Origin of the sequence: Fulvivirga sediminis (assembly GCF_016757215.1) — a bacterium.
Classification (GTDB): Bacteria; Bacteroidota; Bacteroidia; order Cytophagales; family Cyclobacteriaceae; genus Fulvivirga; species Fulvivirga sediminis.
The window spans coordinates 169,781-186,637 of record NZ_JAESIY010000005.1 but is presented as its reverse complement, the minus strand read 5'-3'; the positions used below and the strand labels follow the sequence as shown (position 1 = coordinate 186,637).

Sequence of the window (16,857 nt, the reverse complement as noted above, 5' to 3'; positions counted from 1 at the left end):
TTATGCGTAGAAAACTTCTTTCAGATGGGGCTAATAAGCTCGAATATGAAATACGTCAGATTGTGCAAAAAGCTGAGCAGGTGGCGGCCTGTGGAGTACCCATTACCTGGGAAAATATAGGTGATCCAATACAAAAAAATGCCAAAATACCTTCTTGGATAAAAGAGATAGTGTCAGAGCTGGTAACTATTGATAAAAGTTACGGTTACTGTCATTCTAAGGGTGTTTTAGAAACTCGCCAATTCCTTGCTGATAGAACTAACCAACTTGGTGGAGTGCAAATCACGGCTAACGATGTTTTGTTCTTCAATGGTTTAGGTGATGCGATTTCTAAGCTATATCAATATTTACCCCCGACTTCCAGAATTATAGGGCCTTCCCCTGCATATTCTACCCATTCTAGTGCTGAGGCCGCACACGCAAGCAGTAATGCTCTTACTTACAAGCTAGATCCAGAGAATTCATGGTATCCGGACTTAGAGGAGCTATATAACAAAGTGAAGTATAATCCTAATATTGTAGGTATACTGATAATTAACCCTGATAATCCTACAGGTATGATCTACCCTGTAGAGTATTTAGAGCGGATTGTAAAAATAGCGGAAGAGTTTGATTTGCTACTGATTAGTGATGAAATATATATGGCTATTACACAGCCAAATATGCATACATTACCCCTAGTGAAAATGCTTGGAGATAGACCTGGTATTTCTATGAAAGGTATCTCTAAGGAGCTACCTTGGCCAGGTTCGCGCTGTGGCTGGATGGAATTTTATAATAGAGATAAGGATAGCCAGTTTAATAGTTTCTGTAAGTCATTGGAGGATGCAAAAACCTTAGAGGTTTGCTCCACCACTTTGCCACAAATGGCCATACCTAAGGTTTTTTCGCACCCTAAGTATCAAGAATATATTATAGACCGTAATCAACAGATATACCGAAGGAATAAGTTGATAACGGAGATTCTTAAAGATGTAAAGGGGATTAGGTATATAGAAACAAAAGGAGCTTTTTATAATACTATACTTTTTGAAGATGGAGTGTTGAATGAAAATCAGCAATTGCAGACGGATAATGAGGGGATTAAGAATTTGCTAAAAGAATGGATCACTCCTGAAATGGATTTTGATAAAAGATTCACCTATTACTTGTTAGCCACTAAGGGCATTTGTATAGTGCCAATATCATCATTTCAGTCAGATTTATTAGGGTTTAGAGTGACCTTGCTGGAAGAAAATGAAGAGATGTTAGTTAATACCTTCGAGACTTTGAGAGATGCGATCAATGAATATTTGAATTCATAATAAAAAATGGAGGCTGATTATGTTCAGCCTCCATTTTTTATTATCCGATAACGCCGGACCCAATTAGTTCTTCATTTTCATACCAAACTACAAACTGTCCTGGTGCTATAGCTTTTTGTGGAGTGTCAAAAATTACATATAGACCATCTTCACGCATAAATAAGGTGCCTTTTTCCAGATTTTGTCGGTATCTTATTCTTACTTTGAAATCCTTGCTTTCTCCCACTTCAAGTTTAAGGTCTGGTCTCACCCAGTGCACATCTTCAGTGGCTACTTTTAACCCTTTTCTGTAAAGTCCAGGATGGTCTTCGCCTTGGCCGGTATAAATTACATTTTCTTCAGTATCTGTTTCAATAATGAATAAAGGTTTTGGTGTACCTCCAATGTTTAATCCTTTTCTTTGGCCAATGGTGTAGTAATGAGCTCCATTATGTTCTCCCACTACTTTGCCATCTCCCTTTTTATAGGTAAAGCTTGTAGAGAGCTTAGTTAGCGTCTCTGTTTCAGCTCCATTAATGAGGGTGTTTACTGGATTAGTCGCATAGTTGTTTGCCTCTGCATCAATTTCTACTACCACACCCTTTTTGGGTTCTAGTTTCTGTTGTAAAAACTCAGGTAATCTCACCTTACCTATAAAGCAAAGCCCTTGACTATCTTTCTTATCCGCAGTAACCAAATCCTGTTCTTTAGCAATTCGTCTAACTTCTGGTTTTTCTAATTCCCCAATTGGGAATAATGATTGAGCCAATTGATCTTGAGTGAGCTGACACAAGAAATAACTCTGATCTTTGTTTTTATCTTTTCCGGCAAGAAGTTGATAGCTGGTATTACCATCCGCATCAGTTACTTCGCCCTTTCTACAATAGTGACCCGTTGCTATAAAGTCCGCCTTAAGTCGTTTGGCCGCCTTTAAGAAAATATCGAATTTAATTTCGCGATTACATAGCACATCCGGGTTGGGAGTTCTGCCTTTCTGATACTCATCAAACATATAATCAACTATACGCTCTTTGTACTCCTTACTCAGATCAATAGCCTGAAAAGGTATACCTAGTTTTTGAGCGACAATCATAGCGTCATTGCTGTCTTCTAACCATGGGCATTCGTTGCTAATAGTTACAGTATCATCATGCCAGTTTTTCATGAACATTCCGATCACTTCATAGCCTTGCTCTTTTAACAGATAAGCCGCTACGCTACTGTCTACACCACCGGACATTCCTACTACTACTCTTTTCATAACACAAAATTAGGAGATTTTTATCTAGTATGTTTAATAACGAGATATGTTTCAGAGGGATTAGCGTTTTGAAAAAATCTTTAAATAAAATTTATGACCGGCTTCGGAATAACTCCCCCACATCTCCCCACTATTTCGAAAATTGGAATTTTTCTCCCACTTTCTCCCACGCTTTGTTTTTTCTTTATAAGAGGGTTTGAACTGCGATTGTGGAGTTGAAAGGTGGTGCCTTTAAGATTAAAAGAGCTTTTTAATCTTAAGAGCGAACATACAGATTATCACTTTGTTACTTGTTTGTAATTTCTATGTAAGAAAATGTAAAAATGTGGCGGAAAGTGGAGAAAAGTGGTGGAATATGTCAAATAATTTTTTATGTTTGTTTATTAGAATTCAAGCATACCGTCCACAATGGCATTTTTCACTAGTGAATATGAGTGCAAGATCGATGCTAAGGGTAGACTGGTTTTACCAGCAAAGATCAAAGCTAACTTACCAGAAACATCTGGTAATGAGTTAGTTGTGCGTCGTGGATTTGAGCCTTGCTTGATTCTTTACCCCATGGTAGAGTTTAAAAAAATCTACTCAAAAATCGCTGGGTTGAATGAGTTTAATGAAGAGTATAGAAAGCTACAGCGAAACTTCTTCAGGGGTAGTTCTGTAGTTGAGCTTGATAATACTGGGAGATTTCTCATACCTAAGTTGATGCTGAGTTATGCAGGCTTGAAAAAGGATGCTGTGGTGGTAGGTATGGGTAATAAAGTGGAGATATGGGATCCTGAGAGGTATGAAGAGCATCTGATAAGTGATCCTGCTGAGTTCTCGCAACTGGCCCAGAAATATTTGGATGATTAAATAACGGAAGGCAATTGGGCTTTTGGTTAAAATTTGTGAATAAATGAGCTATCATGATCCGGTAATGTTGGCGGAGTGTATAGATGCACTCAATATTAAGCCCAACGGGGTTTATGTGGATTTGACCTTTGGTGGTGGTGGACATACCAAGGCTATACTGGCCAAACTAGATGGAGGACGTCTGTTTAGTTTTGATCAGGATCAGGATGCTAAGGCTAATGCTGATGGAATCAGTGATGAGTCTTTCACTTTTATAGAAGGAAACTTCAGGCATTTGAGAAGATATTTGAAAATGTATGGGGTTAAATCTGTAGATGGAATTTTGGCTGATTTGGGCATTTCGTCTCATCAGATAGATGCTGCAGAAAGAGGGTTTTCTACTCGATTTGATGCGGAGCTGGATATGAGAATGGATCAATCGGCCAGTAAGAGCGCCAGAGATGTGCTGAATACTTATAGTCAGGATGAACTGCATAAGATATTTGGTATGTACGGCGAGGTGAAGAATGCTAAAACATTGGCGGCGGCGATCGTGGCCAGACGTACGAATACTGAAATAACTACAGTAAATGAGCTGAAGGATATTTTGAGCAAGTACACCAAGCGAGGCAAGGAAAATAGGTATTATGCCCAGGTTTTCCAGGCTATACGTATAGAGGTGAATGAGGAGTTGAAAGCCTTGGAAGAAGCTCTTGAGCAAAGTGCTGAAGTTTTATCAGAAGATGGTAGGTTGGTAGTGATGTCTTATCATTCGCTGGAAGATAGGCTGGTAAAAAATTTTATCGCTAAAGGCAAAATGTCTGGTGAGGTAGAGAAGGATTTTTATGGTAACGTGCTTAGACCGTTGGAGCCTGTAAACAGAAAGCCTATTGTGGCTGATGACAGTGAGATAGAAAGAAATAATAGAGCGCGTAGCGCCAAATTGAGGATAGGAAGAAAGTTATAGTTATGGCAACGAATACCTATAGAATAAAGAACGGAGAAGGTAGTGATACCGGTAGGGGAAGTATTTTCGCCAGATTAGAAAAGTGGGTGCGTATAGACACGGCATTTGAACATGGCTTGCCAGTAAAGTATTTACCACATGTGTTGTTTGTAACGGCTATAGGTATATTCTATATCGGTAATAGCCATTATGCAGAAAAGAATATTAGAAAAATAGATAGGTTAAAAGTAGAGGTAGAAGATTTACGGGCTGATTATACCACTTTAAAGGCTGACTACATGTTCGCCAGTAAGCAGTCTGAAGTAGCTAAAAATGTTAAAAAATTAGGATTGAAAGAGAGTTTGCAACCACCTGAAAAAATAGTTATCAAGGATAAGTGAATATTAAGAAATCCATATTATTAAGAGTTAGGGTGGCGTTCCTTTTGGTAACGCTTTTTGCTATTGCTATAGTAGTGAAAACTGGAGTCATTCAGTTTGCTCAAGGTGAGAAGTGGAAGGAAATGGCAGAGCAGATTAATGTGAAGTACAAAAAAGTAAAAGCTACTCGCGGTAACATCTATTCTGATAATGGCAGCTTGCTCGCCACGTCATTACCATTTTATAAACTCGCTTTTGATGCTACCATAGCTTCAGATGATGTTTTTAACCAGGGGGTAGATTCTCTGGCTTTAATGTTATCTAAGTTTTTTAAAGATGAGTCTAAGCAAACGTATAAGCGAAGGCTAAAAAATGCCAGATCTACAGGTAGGCAGTACCTAAGGCTTAATCGTAAGATGGTCGGCTACCAGGATAAAAAGAAAATGTCTGGATGGCCCATCTTTAGAGAAGGACAATTGAGGGGAGGGGTAATTTTCGAAAAAGTAGATAAAAGGTTTCATCCATTTGCTAACCTGAGCAGAAGGACTATTGGTTTTGTGAATGAAAACCACAGAGGTGCCGGGCTAGAATATAGCTTTAATGAGCAGCTGTCAGGCAAAGATGGAGAAGCTCTATATCAAAAGCTTGCAGGTGGTGGTGAGAAGCCTCTATTTGATAGCAATGATATAAAAACCGAAAATGGATACGATATTGAAAGTACTATAGACATTAACCTGCAAGATGTTACTGAAACAGCACTGCTTAAAGCATTGGAATATCATGAGGCAGATTATGGTGTGGTAGTAGTTATGGAGGTAAATACTGGTGAGATTAAGGCTATTTCTAATTTGAGCAGAAGTAAAGCAGGTTATTATTTTGAAAGGTATAATTATGCTGTAGGTGGATTAAGAGAGCCAGGTTCAACTTTTAAGTTAGCTACCATGATAGCACTTTTAGAGGATACCAATATCAGTTTAAACGACAGTGTGAATACCGGAGATGGTATCTTGAAGTTTTATGACAATACAGTGAGAGATCATGACCTTGGAGGGTATGGTACTATTACAGTACAACAGGCTTTTGAAAAATCATCAAACGTGGCTATGGCTAAGTTGGTGGATAAATATTTCGGGCTTAACCCAGAAAGGTATTTACAATATATCGACAACCTTGGCTTGTCTCAACCTTTGGGTTTGCAGATAAAAGGAGAAGGTATACCTAAGATAAAAAGGCCAACAGATAAAGGATGGAGCGGTATCACTTTACCATGGATGGCTTATGGATATGGTTTGGAGCTTACCCCTATTCAATCGCTGGCTATGTATAATGCTGTGGCTAATGATGGAAAGTTAATAAAGCCCATTTTGGTGAAAAGCATAAGAAGGGCAGATAAGATATTGGATGAATATAATACCGTAGTGCTAAACGATGAAATTTGCTCTAAAGAGACTTTGAGCAAGCTGAAAATTATGCTAGAAGGAGTAGTGGAGAGAGGAACGGCTCAGAATATAAGAAATAGCTATTATAAAATAGCAGGTAAAACAGGTACTGCCCAGATTTTAGAAAATGGAAGATACACCAAGAAGTATATCACGTCTTTTGCTGGTTATTTCCCTGCTGATGACCCTAAATACAGTGCTATAGTGGTGATAAAAAATCCAAAAGGATGGAGGCAGTATGGAAGTAGTGTAGCTGCTCCTGTTTTTAAGGAAATAGCTGATAATATTTATTCTAGAGATATTGATATGCACAAGGCTATGCCTAAAGAGTTTATAGCAGAGAAAGATGTATTCCCTATTATAAAGTCAGGCAACTACGAGGAGCTGAGTTATATCTGTAATCAGTTGGGCATTTCTAATCATAGAGGAGACAGCCAGGACGATTGGGTTACTACGGCCCTAAAGGGAAATTCTATTTCCTGGAAAGACAATCAGGTAAGCACTAAGTATGTGCCTGATGTAAAAGGAATGACTCTGAGAGATGCTCTCTATTTATTGGAAAGTTGTGGCCTCAGAGTAAATATAAAAGGTAAGGGTAGAGTGGTGAATCAATCACAGTACCCAGGAAGTAAAGCATTGAAAGGAAGTACAGTAACAATAGAATTGAGTTAATGCCTATTTTAAAAGACATATTGTATAAAGTATCTTTAGTTTCTACCAGCGGTGATATGGACCGTGAGGTGAATGATATTGCTTTTGATTCAAGGAAAGTAAAAGAAGGTACTTTGTTTGTTGCTGTAAAAGGAACACAGTCAGATGGGCATGATTATATCGGATCTTCTATAGCCAAAGGCGCCAAAGTAATTGTTTGTGAAACTATGCCGGAGGCTATTGGTAGTGATGTTACCTACGTGGCAGTAAAGGATAGCGCGAAGGCTTTGGGTTTAATGGCGTCTAATTTTTATGGAGAGCCTTCTACAAAGCTAAAGCTGGTAGGTGTTACAGGTACGAATGGCAAAACCACTGTAGCTACTTTACTTTTTAACCTGTTTAGTAAAATGGGATATTATGTAGGGTTGTTATCTACAGTGAATAACAGAATAGGAGATTCGGTGATACCTGCTTCTCATACTACACCTGACCCTATCAGTCTTAATCAGCTCTTAGCAGAAATGGTAGACCAGGGGTGTGAATATGCTTTTATGGAAGTGAGCTCCCATGCTATTCATCAGGAGCGAATTGCAGGGCAGCTATTTGCTGGAGCGATATTTACGAATATTACTCATGATCACCTGGATTATCATAAAACATTTGATTCATACATAGCAGCCAAGAAAAAGTTGTTTGATGATTTGCCTGCTTCAGCTTTTGCGTTGGTGAATGTAGATGATAAGCGTGGTCGTATAATGCTGCAAAATACTAAAGCCACTAAAAACACCTTTGCACTAAAAAGTGTAGCCGAGTTTAAAGGAAAGATTGTGGCGAACACTATTCAGGGTCTGGAAATGGACATTAATAATAAAAATGTTTGGTTCAGGCTTATAGGTGATTTTAATGCTTATAACCTTTTGGCAGTATATGCAACAGCTATTCTTTTAGAGCAGGATGCTGATGATGTACTTACGGAGTTGTCATTATTAGAGGGTGCTACGGGTAGGTTCGAACAAGTAAAATCTGGGTCGCAGATTACAGCTATTGTGGATTATGCGCATACTCCTGATGCACTTCAAAATGTATTGGAAACCATAAGCAATTTTCGCACAGGCAACGAGCAGGTGATAACTGTGGTAGGGTGTGGTGGAAATAGAGATAAAACAAAAAGGCCTCTGATGGCATCTATCGCTTGTAAATGGAGTGATAAGGTGATACTCACCTCTGATAATCCTAGAGATGAAGATCCTATGGAAATTATAAAGGAAATGCAGGAAGGAGTAAGTCCTGTAGAATATAAAAAGACAGTTGTGATAGCTGATAGAGAAGAGGCAATTAAAACCTCTTGTATGATGGCTGGAGCAAATGATATAATACTCGTAGCTGGTAAAGGGCATGAGACTTATCAGGAAATAAAGGGCGTAAAACATCCTTTTGATGATAAGGAAGTACTTGGAAGGATGTTGAACTTATTTGAGAAATGAGATAGATGTTATACTATATTTTTGACTATCTGGAGAAACATTTTGATTTGATTGGAGCGAGTGTATTTCAATACATTTCGTTTCGTGCAGGTATGTCTGCGCTTATCTCTTTGTTAATTACTATCACGTTCGGAAAAAAGCTTATCAACTATCTCAGATGGAAGCAGGTAGGTGAAACGGTAAGAGATCTTGGCCTTGAAGGGCAGATGGAAAAAAAGGGAACACCAACCATGGGAGGGATTATCATTTTGAGTGGTATTCTCATTCCTGTTCTGCTTTTTGCCAAGTTGGATAATGTGTATGTAATATTATTGATAGTGTCTACACTATGGTTGGGTATTATCGGATTTCTCGATGATTATATAAAGGTATTCAGAAAGAATAAAGATGGCTTAGCCGGTAAATTTAAAATTGTAGGTCAGATAGGCATCGGCCTCATAGTGGGAGTAACGCTTTACTTTAATGATGATGTGGTGATCAGAGAATATTCTGATACACGTATTGTAGAGAATAATGAAATAGTGAGAGAATATGAAGATGTAAAGTCTACCAAAACTACTGTACCCTTTTTTAAAGATAATGAACTTGATTATGATAATGTATTCTCCTTTTTAGGTCATGATTATACTTGGCTGATTTACGTGCTGATCGTGATTTTTATTATCACTGCAGTATCTAATGGGGCTAATATTACTGATGGTATTGATGGGCTCGCGGCGGGTACATCCGCCATTATTGGGCTTACACTGGCCATCTTTGTCTACTTATCTGGTAGGGTGGATTTCAGTGATTATCTCAATATTTTACATATTCCCAATTTGGGAGAGGTGGTGATTTTTTGCACTGCGTTTGTAGGGGCTTGTTTGGGCTTTTTGTGGTACAATTCTTATCCAGCTCAGGTTTTTATGGGAGACACTGGAAGTCTTTCTTTAGGGGGAATAATTGCCGTAATAGCATTAGTAGTGCGAAAGGAATTAATGATTCCTATATTATGTGGGGTGTTTCTTATTGAGAACCTATCAGTAATACTGCAGGTGTCTTATTTTAAGTACACTCGGAAAAAATATGGAGAAGGTAGACGGATATTTTTAATGTCTCCGCTACATCACCATTACCAAAAGAAAAATTTACATGAAGCGAAAATAGTTACCAGGTTCTGGATAGTAGGAATACTATTGGCCATTATAAGTTTGGCTACTCTTAAGCTGAGGTAGAATTTTCGTAGAGGCTAGTGATGTTGGAATTATAAGAAAGTGCAAAAATTAACTTCTTGATAATGATAACAGTAGCAGACATTTATTTAAAGTTATTTTCATTGATGACGGAATTACTGAAAAGAGCAACCAATCCCATGAGGAAACGCTTTTCGATGATTTTCGCATCAATAAGAGAGATGGAACAGTTACAAATTGAATGGTAAAAAATAAGGTAACCATATTAGGAGCGGGAGAGAGCGGAACAGGCGCAGCTCTTTTGGCGAAAGCTAAAGGATATGATGTGTTTGTTTCTGATGCCGGCACTATCAAAGACAGCTATAAAGCAGAGCTGATAGCCGCAGCTATTGTCTTTGAAGAGGGTGTGCATTCTCAAGAAGAAATTCTTAGTTCTTCTATTATTATCAAAAGCCCTGGTATACCTGAAAAAGCAGACATCATTCAAAAGTGTAAGGCGAAGCAAATTGAAATTATTGATGAAATAGAGTTTGCATCTAGCTTTACTCAAGCGTCTATTATTGCTATTACTGGCACTAATGGTAAAACTACCACTACTCTACTAACCTACCACTTGCTAAAAGAAGCGGGTTTTAGTGTAGGCTTGGCGGGTAATGTAGGGCATAGCCTAGCCAAACAGGTGATAGAAGATTCTTTTGACTACTATGTAGTTGAAATGAGCAGCTTCCAGCTTGATGGTACGAAGTCTTTTAAGCCATTTGTGGGGGTTCTCTTAAATATTACACCAGATCATCTTGATCGATATAATTACGATTTATCTAATTATGTCGATTCTAAGTTTGGGTTAATTAAGAATATGAATGAGACAGATCATTTCATATTTTATTCAGATGATGAACTGGTAATAAATGGACTTGCTGAGAGTAGTTTTTCAGGAGTTAAACACCCTGTGTCTATTACAGAAAAGGCAGAAAACTATCTTTCAGGAACAGAGATGAATATTGGCAATGATATAGTTGTCAGTCAGGCGGAAACTACCCTAAGAGGTCCACATAATGCCATCAATATGATGTCTGCCATAAGGGCGGCAATGATAGTTGGAGTAAGTGAGCAAGCGATTCGTAAAGGTCTAAAAAGCTTTAAAAATGCGCCTCATAGGCTAGAGTATGTGGCCACTATCAATGAAGTGGATTTTATAAACGATTCTAAAGCAACCAATGTAGACTCAGTAAAGTATGCATTAGATAGCTTTAGTGAGCAGCTGATTTGGATAGCCGGAGGAGTCGATAAAGGAAATGATTATAACTTGATCATGGAGCGTGTTAATGCTAAAGTAAAAGCATTAATATGTCTTGGAAAAGACAACACCAAACTGAGAGAGGCTTTTCATGATCAGATAATAGATTTGCTGGAAACAGTTAATATAAAAGATGCAGTACGGTCTGCATTGCAATATGCGGAGGCGCATGATGTGGTATTACTTTCGCCTGCGTGTGCCAGTTTCGACCTTTTTAATAATTATATAGATCGTGGAGATCAGTTTAAAAAGGCAGTATTAGAATTGAAAGAAGAGTTTGAAAGTAAGAAAATTGAGCAATGACTAAGATCAAGGCATGGGTAGATGAGCATTTGAAGGGAGATCCTGTGATCTGGGCTGTGGTGTTTGCGCTGTCACTCATCAGTATTTTGGTGGTGTATAGTGCTACAGGTACATTGGCTTTTAAGCATATGAAAAATCCTGAGAGCTACTTGCTAAAGCATACTATCCTTATTGGAGTAGGGCTTTTTGCTATGTGGCTGGCTCACAGAGTGGATTATAGGTATTATTCAAGAATATCCAGACTTGCCTTGTGGGTGAGTGTGCCATTATTGCTATATACATTTACTAACGGAGTAAGTCTAAATGATGCCTCCCGTTGGATTAGTGTTCCTATTATTCATGCTACTTTTCAGCCTTCAGACTTAGCTAGTTTGGCTTTGATAACCAGCTTGGCCAGCATGCTATCCAAAAGGCAGCAAAACATAGCAGATTTTAAAGAGTCATTGATTCCTATACTGATCTGGTGTGGCGTTATTTGTGGTTTAATAGCATTAACCAACCTGTCATCAGCCATTTTATTATTCCTCACCTGTATGCTTATCATGTTTATAGGTAGGGTGCCTGTAAAATACTTGGCTATGTTGGTTTTTGTAGGAACACTTTCTGGCGTTGTAGCATTGAAATTTGGAGTGAGAGGAGAGACTGCAAAAAGTCGTATTGAGAGCTTTTTAAATGAGGATAAGCTGCCTTTTCAGGCCATGCAAGCTCGCTTGGCTGTAGCTACTGGTGGTGTTGCAGGTAAAGGGCCCGGTCAAAGTCAGCAAAGAAATATATTGCCTCACCCGTATTCAGATTTTGTGTATGCAATAATCATAGAAGAATATGGTATGGTGGGCGGCGTAGTAGTGCTAGTACTTTATCTGGTGCTACTTTCCAGAGGCATGAAGGCCGTAGTAAAGAGTGAGCGAGCTTATGGAGGGCTGTTGTCTGCAGGGCTAAGTTTCTCATTAGTGTTACAGGCCTTGGTGAATATGGGGGTTGTAGTGGGACTTGGGCCAGTTACAGGTTTGCCACTACCTATGGTGAGTATGGGAGGTACATCTCTATTATTTACAGGTTTATCACTAGGTATAATACTAAGTGTGAGCCGTGGAGAGACCGATACCAGCTGGAAGGAAAGTTCAGGGATAACAAAAAATGTAGCGAGAGCGGCGTAAATAGATTGAGTAAAAACAGACCATATAGATTTATTATTAGTGGTGGTGGCACGGGTGGTCATATCTATCCTGCTATAGCTGTAGCTAATGAAATTAAGCATCGCTATGCTGATGCTGAAATTCTTTTTGTAGGAGCGGAAGGTAAAATGGAAATGACTAAAGTTCCGGAAGCTGGCTATGAAATAAAGGGGCTTTGGATAAGTGGACTTCAAAGAAGGCTAACCATAGATAATCTGCTTTTTCCTGTTAAGCTTATCTCTAGCTATATGAAGGCTCAGAAATTGGTAAAGCAGTTTAAGCCTGATGCGGTGATTGGCTTCGGAGGATATGCTAGTGGGCCTACTATGTTAGCTGCTACTGCTAAGGGTATTCCTGCTATGGTTCAGGAGCAGAATTCTCACGCAGGAATTACTAATAAAAGGTTGGGAGATAAAGCCAAAAAAGTATGCGTAGCATATGATAAGATGGAAAAATATTTCCCTGAAGAGAAAATAGTCTTCACCGGTAATCCTGTTAGAAGGGATATTTTAAAAGTGAATGAAAAAAGAGATGAAGCATTAAAGCATTTTAATTTTTCATCAAGTAAGAAAACTATTCTCGTTCTCGGAGGAAGCTTGGGGGCTCGAACGATAAATAATAGTATTATCGATCAGTTGCAAAAGGTACTAGATGCTGATGTGCAACTGATTTGGCAAACGGGTAAGTTCTATTATACCGAAATGAAGGGTAAGGCAGAGCGCTTTGATCTGACGGATATTAGGGTAATGGAATTTATAAAAGAGATGGACTTGGCTTATGCAGCAGCTGATTTGATACTATCAAGAGCAGGTGCATTGTCTATTTCGGAGTTATGTCTGGTAGGTAAGCCAGTGGTTTTGATACCTTCTCCTAATGTGGCGGAAGATCATCAAACAAAGAATGCGATGGCTTTGGTACAGATAGATGCTGCTATAATGATTAAAGATAGTGAAGCAAAGGAGAAGTTGATTCCGGAAGCATTGAAGCTTTTAAATGATAAAGAAAGACAAACAGCATTAGGAGCTAATATTAAGAATATGGGAAGGCCTAATGCAGCAAATGATATAGTAAACGAATTGATAAGTATACTGAATTGAAGTTGGATAGCTACCATAGCGTGTATTTTATAGGTGTAGGAGGTATTGGTATGAGTGCCTTAGCCAGGTGGTTCTCCCATAATGGTTATAAGGTAAGCGGCTATGATCGTACGCCTACAGCTCTTACCAAAAGGCTGGAAGAGGAGGGTATAGTTATTCATTATGAAGATAAGATAGAAAATATTCCTGCAGAGATTATAGATGATAAGAAAAGCAGCCTGGTGATATATACCCCGGCTATACCTGCTTCACATAAGGAATATAACCATCTGAAAGATCTTGGATATGAAATTAAGAAGAGATCGGCAGTGCTCGGACTTATTAGTGAGCAGTTTTTTACAGTGGCGGTGGCAGGAACGCATGGTAAAACTACCACGTCTTCTATGGTGTCGCATATTTTGAAATCGGCAGGTAAGGATATTACAGTGTTTTTGGGAGGAATAGCTACTAATTACAACTCTAATTTCATAGCTAATAATACTGATAAAGCAATAGCCGTGGTAGAAGCTGACGAGTTTGACAGGTCGTTTTTGACGTTATCTCCCAATTTAGCCGTGGTGACATCAGCTGATGCTGATCACCTGGATATTTATGGAGATAAGAATAAACTTCAGAATTCGTTTAAAGACTTTATACATAAATTAAGACATAATGGAAAGCTATACATAAATAATAAAATAGTAAATGAGCTTGTAGATGATTCATTCGAAGGAAAAGTCAAGACCTATGGAATGGAGTACGGTGAGTTTTTCGCCGATAATGTCACCTTAGATAATGGCTTTTTTCAATTTGATTATCAAGATGCGCAGGTTAAGATAGAAGGATTGAGGCTTGGGGTTCCAGGCTTTCATAATGTGGAGAATGTAACAGCAGCTATAGCCATAGGTCTAGAGTTGGGGTTGAGTGAGGAAGATATTCGTAAGGGAGTGGAGTCGTATCTGGGAGTAAAAAGGAGGTTTGAATATGTGCTGAGATCTGAGCAAATAGTTTTTGTAGATGATTATGCTCATCATCCGGTAGAGATTAAGGCTTTTTTAAGTTCATTGAAGGCCTTGTATCCTGATAAAAAAGTAACAGCTATTTTTCAACCACATTTGTTTACAAGAACTAGGGACTTCGCTAATGAATTTTCAGAAAGCCTAAGCTTGGCTGACGAAGTCATCTTGCTAGATATTTACCCGGCCAGAGAAGAACCTATTGAAGGAGTTTCTTCAAAACTTTTGTTAGATAATATTACTATTAATAAAAAAGAGCAGTGTTCTAAAGAGCAGCTGATAGATAACTTAAAAGAAAAAGAACTAGAAGTAGTGGCCACCATCGGAGCGGGAGATATAGATAAGCTGGTGGAGCCGATTAAAGAAATGTTAAAGAGCAGGTATCATGTTAAAGAAGTATAAGATGAAGATCGGGGCTAAGCTGCTTATAGCAGGTGTGGTGCTGATATCTGTTATTGGCTTTACTGATAGCAGGCAAAGTGGAGAAGTATGTAAAGATGTAGTGATTAGAATTGCTAATCAGTATGAAAACTATTATGTAGATGAGGCTGATGTTTTGGCCCTTATGACTGATAATGGAAATAAAGCAGTGAAGGGTACTAGCTTTAAAGAGTTGAACCTTAGAGACATAGAGCAAAGTGTGGAGATGGACAAGTTCATCAAAGAAGCTGAGATTTATAAAGATTTAAAAGGTAATCTTTTAGTTAAGGTAGAGCTTCGTCGTCCATTAGCTCGTGTTATTCAAAACCAAGGTCCGGATGCCTATATCTCTGAAGATGGAGCGGTTCTGCCTGTTTCTAGCAAATATACATCTAGAGTCACGCTCATTAGTGGAGACTACGGGAGGGAGCTGGTAAAGCATGATCTGACCTCTACTGATGAAGGAAAGAAGATTTATGATTTAATAAGATATATCAATAATGACAAATTCTGGAAGGCACAGATAGCTCAGATTGATATCGATAAAAAATTAAATGTGCTTTTATATCCTCAGGTAACAAAGCAGTATGTGGAGTTTGGTAAGCCTGAAGATTTGGAAAGAAAGTTTAGAAAGTTAAAAATATTCTACGATCACATCTTACCGCAAAAAGGATGGAATACTTATACAAGGGTAAACCTGGAATATGAGGGACAGATAATAGCGGAATAACGATAGTAAGAAATAAAAGAAATAAAGAAAACAACCACTTAAAAATAAATTTACAACCATGGAAAATGATAAAATCGTTGTAGGGCTCGATATCGGCACCACCAAGATTTGCGCCATAGTAGGAAGGAAGAATGAGTACGGCAAGCTGGAAGTTCTTGGTATGGGTAAGGCCGAGTCAGATGGAGTGATCAGAGGCATAGTTACAAATATTGACAAAACGGTAAATGCTATTGAGAAGGCCGTTCGTGAGGCAGAAGATCAATCAGGTATTGATATTAGAGTTGTTAATGTAGGTATAGCTGGTCAGCACATAAGAAGCTCTGTACATCATGGAAGTATCACTCGTAATACCAAGGATGATGAAATTACTATTGAGGATATCAATCGCCTCAATAATGATATGTACAGGATTGTAATTCCTCCTGGCAGTGAAATTATTCACGTTATGCCACAGGACTATACAGTAGATTATGAAGATGGTATTAAAGATCCTGTAGGTATGTCTGGTGTAAAGCTAGAAGCTGATTTTCATATTATTACTGCACAGACTAATGCTATTAATAACATTAATAAGTGTGTGAAAAGAGCAGGTCTGGAGATAGAACATCTGATTTTAGAGCCATTAGCATCTAGTATGGCTGTGCTAAGTGACGAAGAAAAAGAAGCAGGCATCTGCCTTATTGATATTGGTGGTGGTACTACTGATATTGCTATTTTCCATGATAATATTATTCGTCATACAGCAGTGATACCTTTTGGAGGGAATATTATTACCTCAGATATAAAACAGGGGTGTATGGTAATGCAGCACCAGGCTGAGGTATTGAAGACTAAATTTGGTAAGGCTATTGCTGAAGAGGCAAGTCCTAATGAAATTGTTTCTATTCCTGGCATTAGAAATCGTGCGCCGAAAGAGATCTCTGTTAAGAACCTGGCACACATTATTGAGGCAAGGATGGAAGAGATTGTAGAACTGGCTCATACAGAAATTATTACGTCTGGTTTTGAAAACAGATTAGCCGGTGGCATTGTGATCACTGGTGGTGGTGGGCAGCTCAGCTGTCTAAAGCAACTGGTAGAGTATATGACTGGCATGGATGCCCGCATAGGTTATCCTAATGAACATCTTGGCAGAAGCAAGATGGACATAGTGAAGAGTCCTATGTATGCTACTTCTGTTGGGTTGGTGCTGTCTGGCTTTAGAGCTCTTGATGAGCGAGAAAACAGATACAATGAGGTGAAGGTATCCGGACGTCCCGGTATACAACAGAAGAAAAAGGCTGGAAGTGGAGACTTCTTCAGTAAGATTTTAAATAAAACTAAAGGCCTTTTGATCGACGATTTGGATAGTAAAAATGATTATTAAGAAGGTCAAAAATTTGCAACCACTAAA

The 16,857-nt window shown here is 38.6% G+C and carries 14 protein-coding genes; 13 read left to right on the top strand and 1 reads right to left on the bottom strand.

The window, feature by feature from the left end:
• Positions 1 to 2: 2 nt before the first annotated feature.
• Positions 3 to 1,304, top strand: a complete 1,302-nt coding sequence (locus tag JL102_RS10530) for a pyridoxal phosphate-dependent aminotransferase (RefSeq protein WP_202244358.1) — start codon at positions 3 to 5, stop codon at positions 1,302 to 1,304.
• Positions 1,305 to 1,344: 40 nt separating this feature from the next.
• On the opposite strand, the gene mnmA is transcribed toward JL102_RS10530, so the two are convergent.
• Complete coding sequence (gene mnmA, locus JL102_RS10525) at positions 1,345 to 2,544, bottom strand: tRNA 2-thiouridine(34) synthase MnmA (RefSeq protein ID WP_202244357.1); 1,200 nt, start codon at positions 2,542 to 2,544, stop codon at positions 1,345 to 1,347.
• 408 nt (positions 2,545 to 2,952) lie between these two features.
• Here mnmA and mraZ point away from each other — a divergent pair, with 408 nt between their 5' ends.
• The 12 genes from mraZ to ftsA all read left to right on the top strand — a co-directional run bounded on the left by mraZ (position 2,953) and on the right by ftsA (position 16,830).
• Entirely contained in the window at positions 2,953 to 3,396 is a 444-nt protein-coding gene (gene mraZ, locus JL102_RS10520; RefSeq protein ID WP_202244356.1) for a division/cell wall cluster transcriptional repressor MraZ, read from the top strand.
• A 43-nt stretch (positions 3,397 to 3,439) separates the two neighbouring features.
• A complete protein-coding gene (rsmH, locus tag JL102_RS10515) occupies positions 3,440 to 4,342 on the top strand; it encodes a 16S rRNA (cytosine(1402)-N(4))-methyltransferase RsmH (protein WP_202244355.1) in 903 nt (300 codons plus the stop codon).
• A 2-nt stretch (positions 4,343 to 4,344) separates the two neighbouring features.
• Entirely contained in the window at positions 4,345 to 4,722 is a 378-nt protein-coding gene (locus JL102_RS10510; RefSeq protein WP_202244354.1) for an FtsL-like putative cell division protein, read from the top strand.
• Positions 4,719 to 6,812 carry a penicillin-binding protein gene (locus tag JL102_RS10505; protein WP_202244353.1) on the top strand — a complete coding sequence of 698 codons (2,094 nt, stop codon included), beginning with the start codon at positions 4,719 to 4,721 and terminating at the stop codon, positions 6,810 to 6,812. The genes JL102_RS10510 and JL102_RS10505 overlap by 4 nt, the downstream gene beginning before the upstream one ends.
• Entirely contained in the window at positions 6,812 to 8,275 is a 1,464-nt protein-coding gene (locus tag JL102_RS10500) for a UDP-N-acetylmuramoyl-L-alanyl-D-glutamate--2,6-diaminopimelate ligase (protein ID WP_202244352.1), read from the top strand. Before JL102_RS10505 ends, JL102_RS10500 begins: the two co-directional genes overlap by 1 nt.
• Before the next feature lie 5 nt (positions 8,276 to 8,280).
• Positions 8,281 to 9,489 (top strand): phospho-N-acetylmuramoyl-pentapeptide-transferase, encoded by a 1,209-nt coding sequence (gene mraY, locus JL102_RS10495; RefSeq protein WP_202244351.1) that lies wholly within the window; start codon positions 8,281 to 8,283, stop codon positions 9,487 to 9,489.
• A 199-nt stretch (positions 9,490 to 9,688) separates the two neighbouring features.
• Entirely contained in the window at positions 9,689 to 11,047 is a 1,359-nt protein-coding gene (gene murD / locus JL102_RS10490; RefSeq protein WP_202244350.1) for a UDP-N-acetylmuramoyl-L-alanine--D-glutamate ligase, read from the top strand.
• On the top strand, positions 11,044 to 12,204 hold the full coding sequence (locus JL102_RS10485; protein ID WP_202244349.1) for an FtsW/RodA/SpoVE family cell cycle protein: 1,161 nt from the start codon (positions 11,044 to 11,046) through the stop codon (positions 12,202 to 12,204). Before murD ends, JL102_RS10485 begins: the two co-directional genes overlap by 4 nt.
• A gap of 5 nt (positions 12,205 to 12,209) precedes the next feature.
• Positions 12,210 to 13,319, top strand: coding sequence for an undecaprenyldiphospho-muramoylpentapeptide beta-N-acetylglucosaminyltransferase (gene murG / locus JL102_RS10480; protein ID WP_202244348.1), 1,110 nt, complete (start codon positions 12,210 to 12,212; stop codon positions 13,317 to 13,319).
• The gene (murC, locus tag JL102_RS10475; protein WP_202244347.1) at positions 13,316 to 14,716 is read left to right on the top strand and encodes a UDP-N-acetylmuramate--L-alanine ligase; all 1,401 of its coding nucleotides are present in this window, start codon (positions 13,316 to 13,318) and stop codon (positions 14,714 to 14,716) included. The genes murG and murC overlap by 4 nt, the downstream gene beginning before the upstream one ends.
• Complete coding sequence (locus JL102_RS10470) at positions 14,700 to 15,464, top strand: cell division protein FtsQ/DivIB (protein WP_202244346.1); 765 nt, start codon at positions 14,700 to 14,702, stop codon at positions 15,462 to 15,464. Before murC ends, JL102_RS10470 begins: the two co-directional genes overlap by 17 nt.
• Before the next feature lie 58 nt (positions 15,465 to 15,522).
• Positions 15,523 to 16,830 carry a cell division protein FtsA gene (gene ftsA, locus JL102_RS10465; protein ID WP_202244345.1) on the top strand — a complete coding sequence of 436 codons (1,308 nt, stop codon included), beginning with the start codon at positions 15,523 to 15,525 and terminating at the stop codon, positions 16,828 to 16,830.
• Positions 16,831 to 16,857 lie beyond the last annotated feature (27 nt).

What these genes read in the sequence shown, in the direction of transcription:
- JL102_RS10530 (WP_202244358.1), top strand. Translation starts at nt 3, where the DNA reads ATGCGTAGAAAACTTCTTTCAGATGGGGCTAATAAGCTCGAATATGAA.
- mraZ (WP_202244356.1), top strand. Translation starts at nt 2,953, where the DNA reads ATGGCATTTTTCACTAGTGAATATGAGTGCAAGATCGATGCTAAGGGT.
- JL102_RS10470 (WP_202244346.1), top strand. Translation starts at nt 14,700, where the DNA reads ATGTTAAAGAAGTATAAGATGAAGATCGGGGCTAAGCTGCTTATAGCA.
- mnmA (WP_202244357.1), bottom strand. Translation starts at nt 2,544, where the DNA reads ATGAAAAGAGTAGTAGTAGGAATGTCCGGTGGTGTAGACAGTAGCGTA.
- rsmH (WP_202244355.1), top strand. Translation starts at nt 3,440, where the DNA reads ATGAGCTATCATGATCCGGTAATGTTGGCGGAGTGTATAGATGCACTC.
- murD (WP_202244350.1), top strand. Translation starts at nt 9,689, where the DNA reads ATGGTAAAAAATAAGGTAACCATATTAGGAGCGGGAGAGAGCGGAACA.
- mraY (WP_202244351.1), top strand. Translation starts at nt 8,281, where the DNA reads ATGTTATACTATATTTTTGACTATCTGGAGAAACATTTTGATTTGATT.
- JL102_RS10500 (WP_202244352.1), top strand. Translation starts at nt 6,812, where the DNA reads ATGCCTATTTTAAAAGACATATTGTATAAAGTATCTTTAGTTTCTACC.
- JL102_RS10485 (WP_202244349.1), top strand. Translation starts at nt 11,044, where the DNA reads ATGACTAAGATCAAGGCATGGGTAGATGAGCATTTGAAGGGAGATCCT.
- JL102_RS10510 (WP_202244354.1), top strand. Translation starts at nt 4,345, where the DNA reads ATGGCAACGAATACCTATAGAATAAAGAACGGAGAAGGTAGTGATACC.
- ftsA (WP_202244345.1), top strand. Translation starts at nt 15,523, where the DNA reads ATGGAAAATGATAAAATCGTTGTAGGGCTCGATATCGGCACCACCAAG.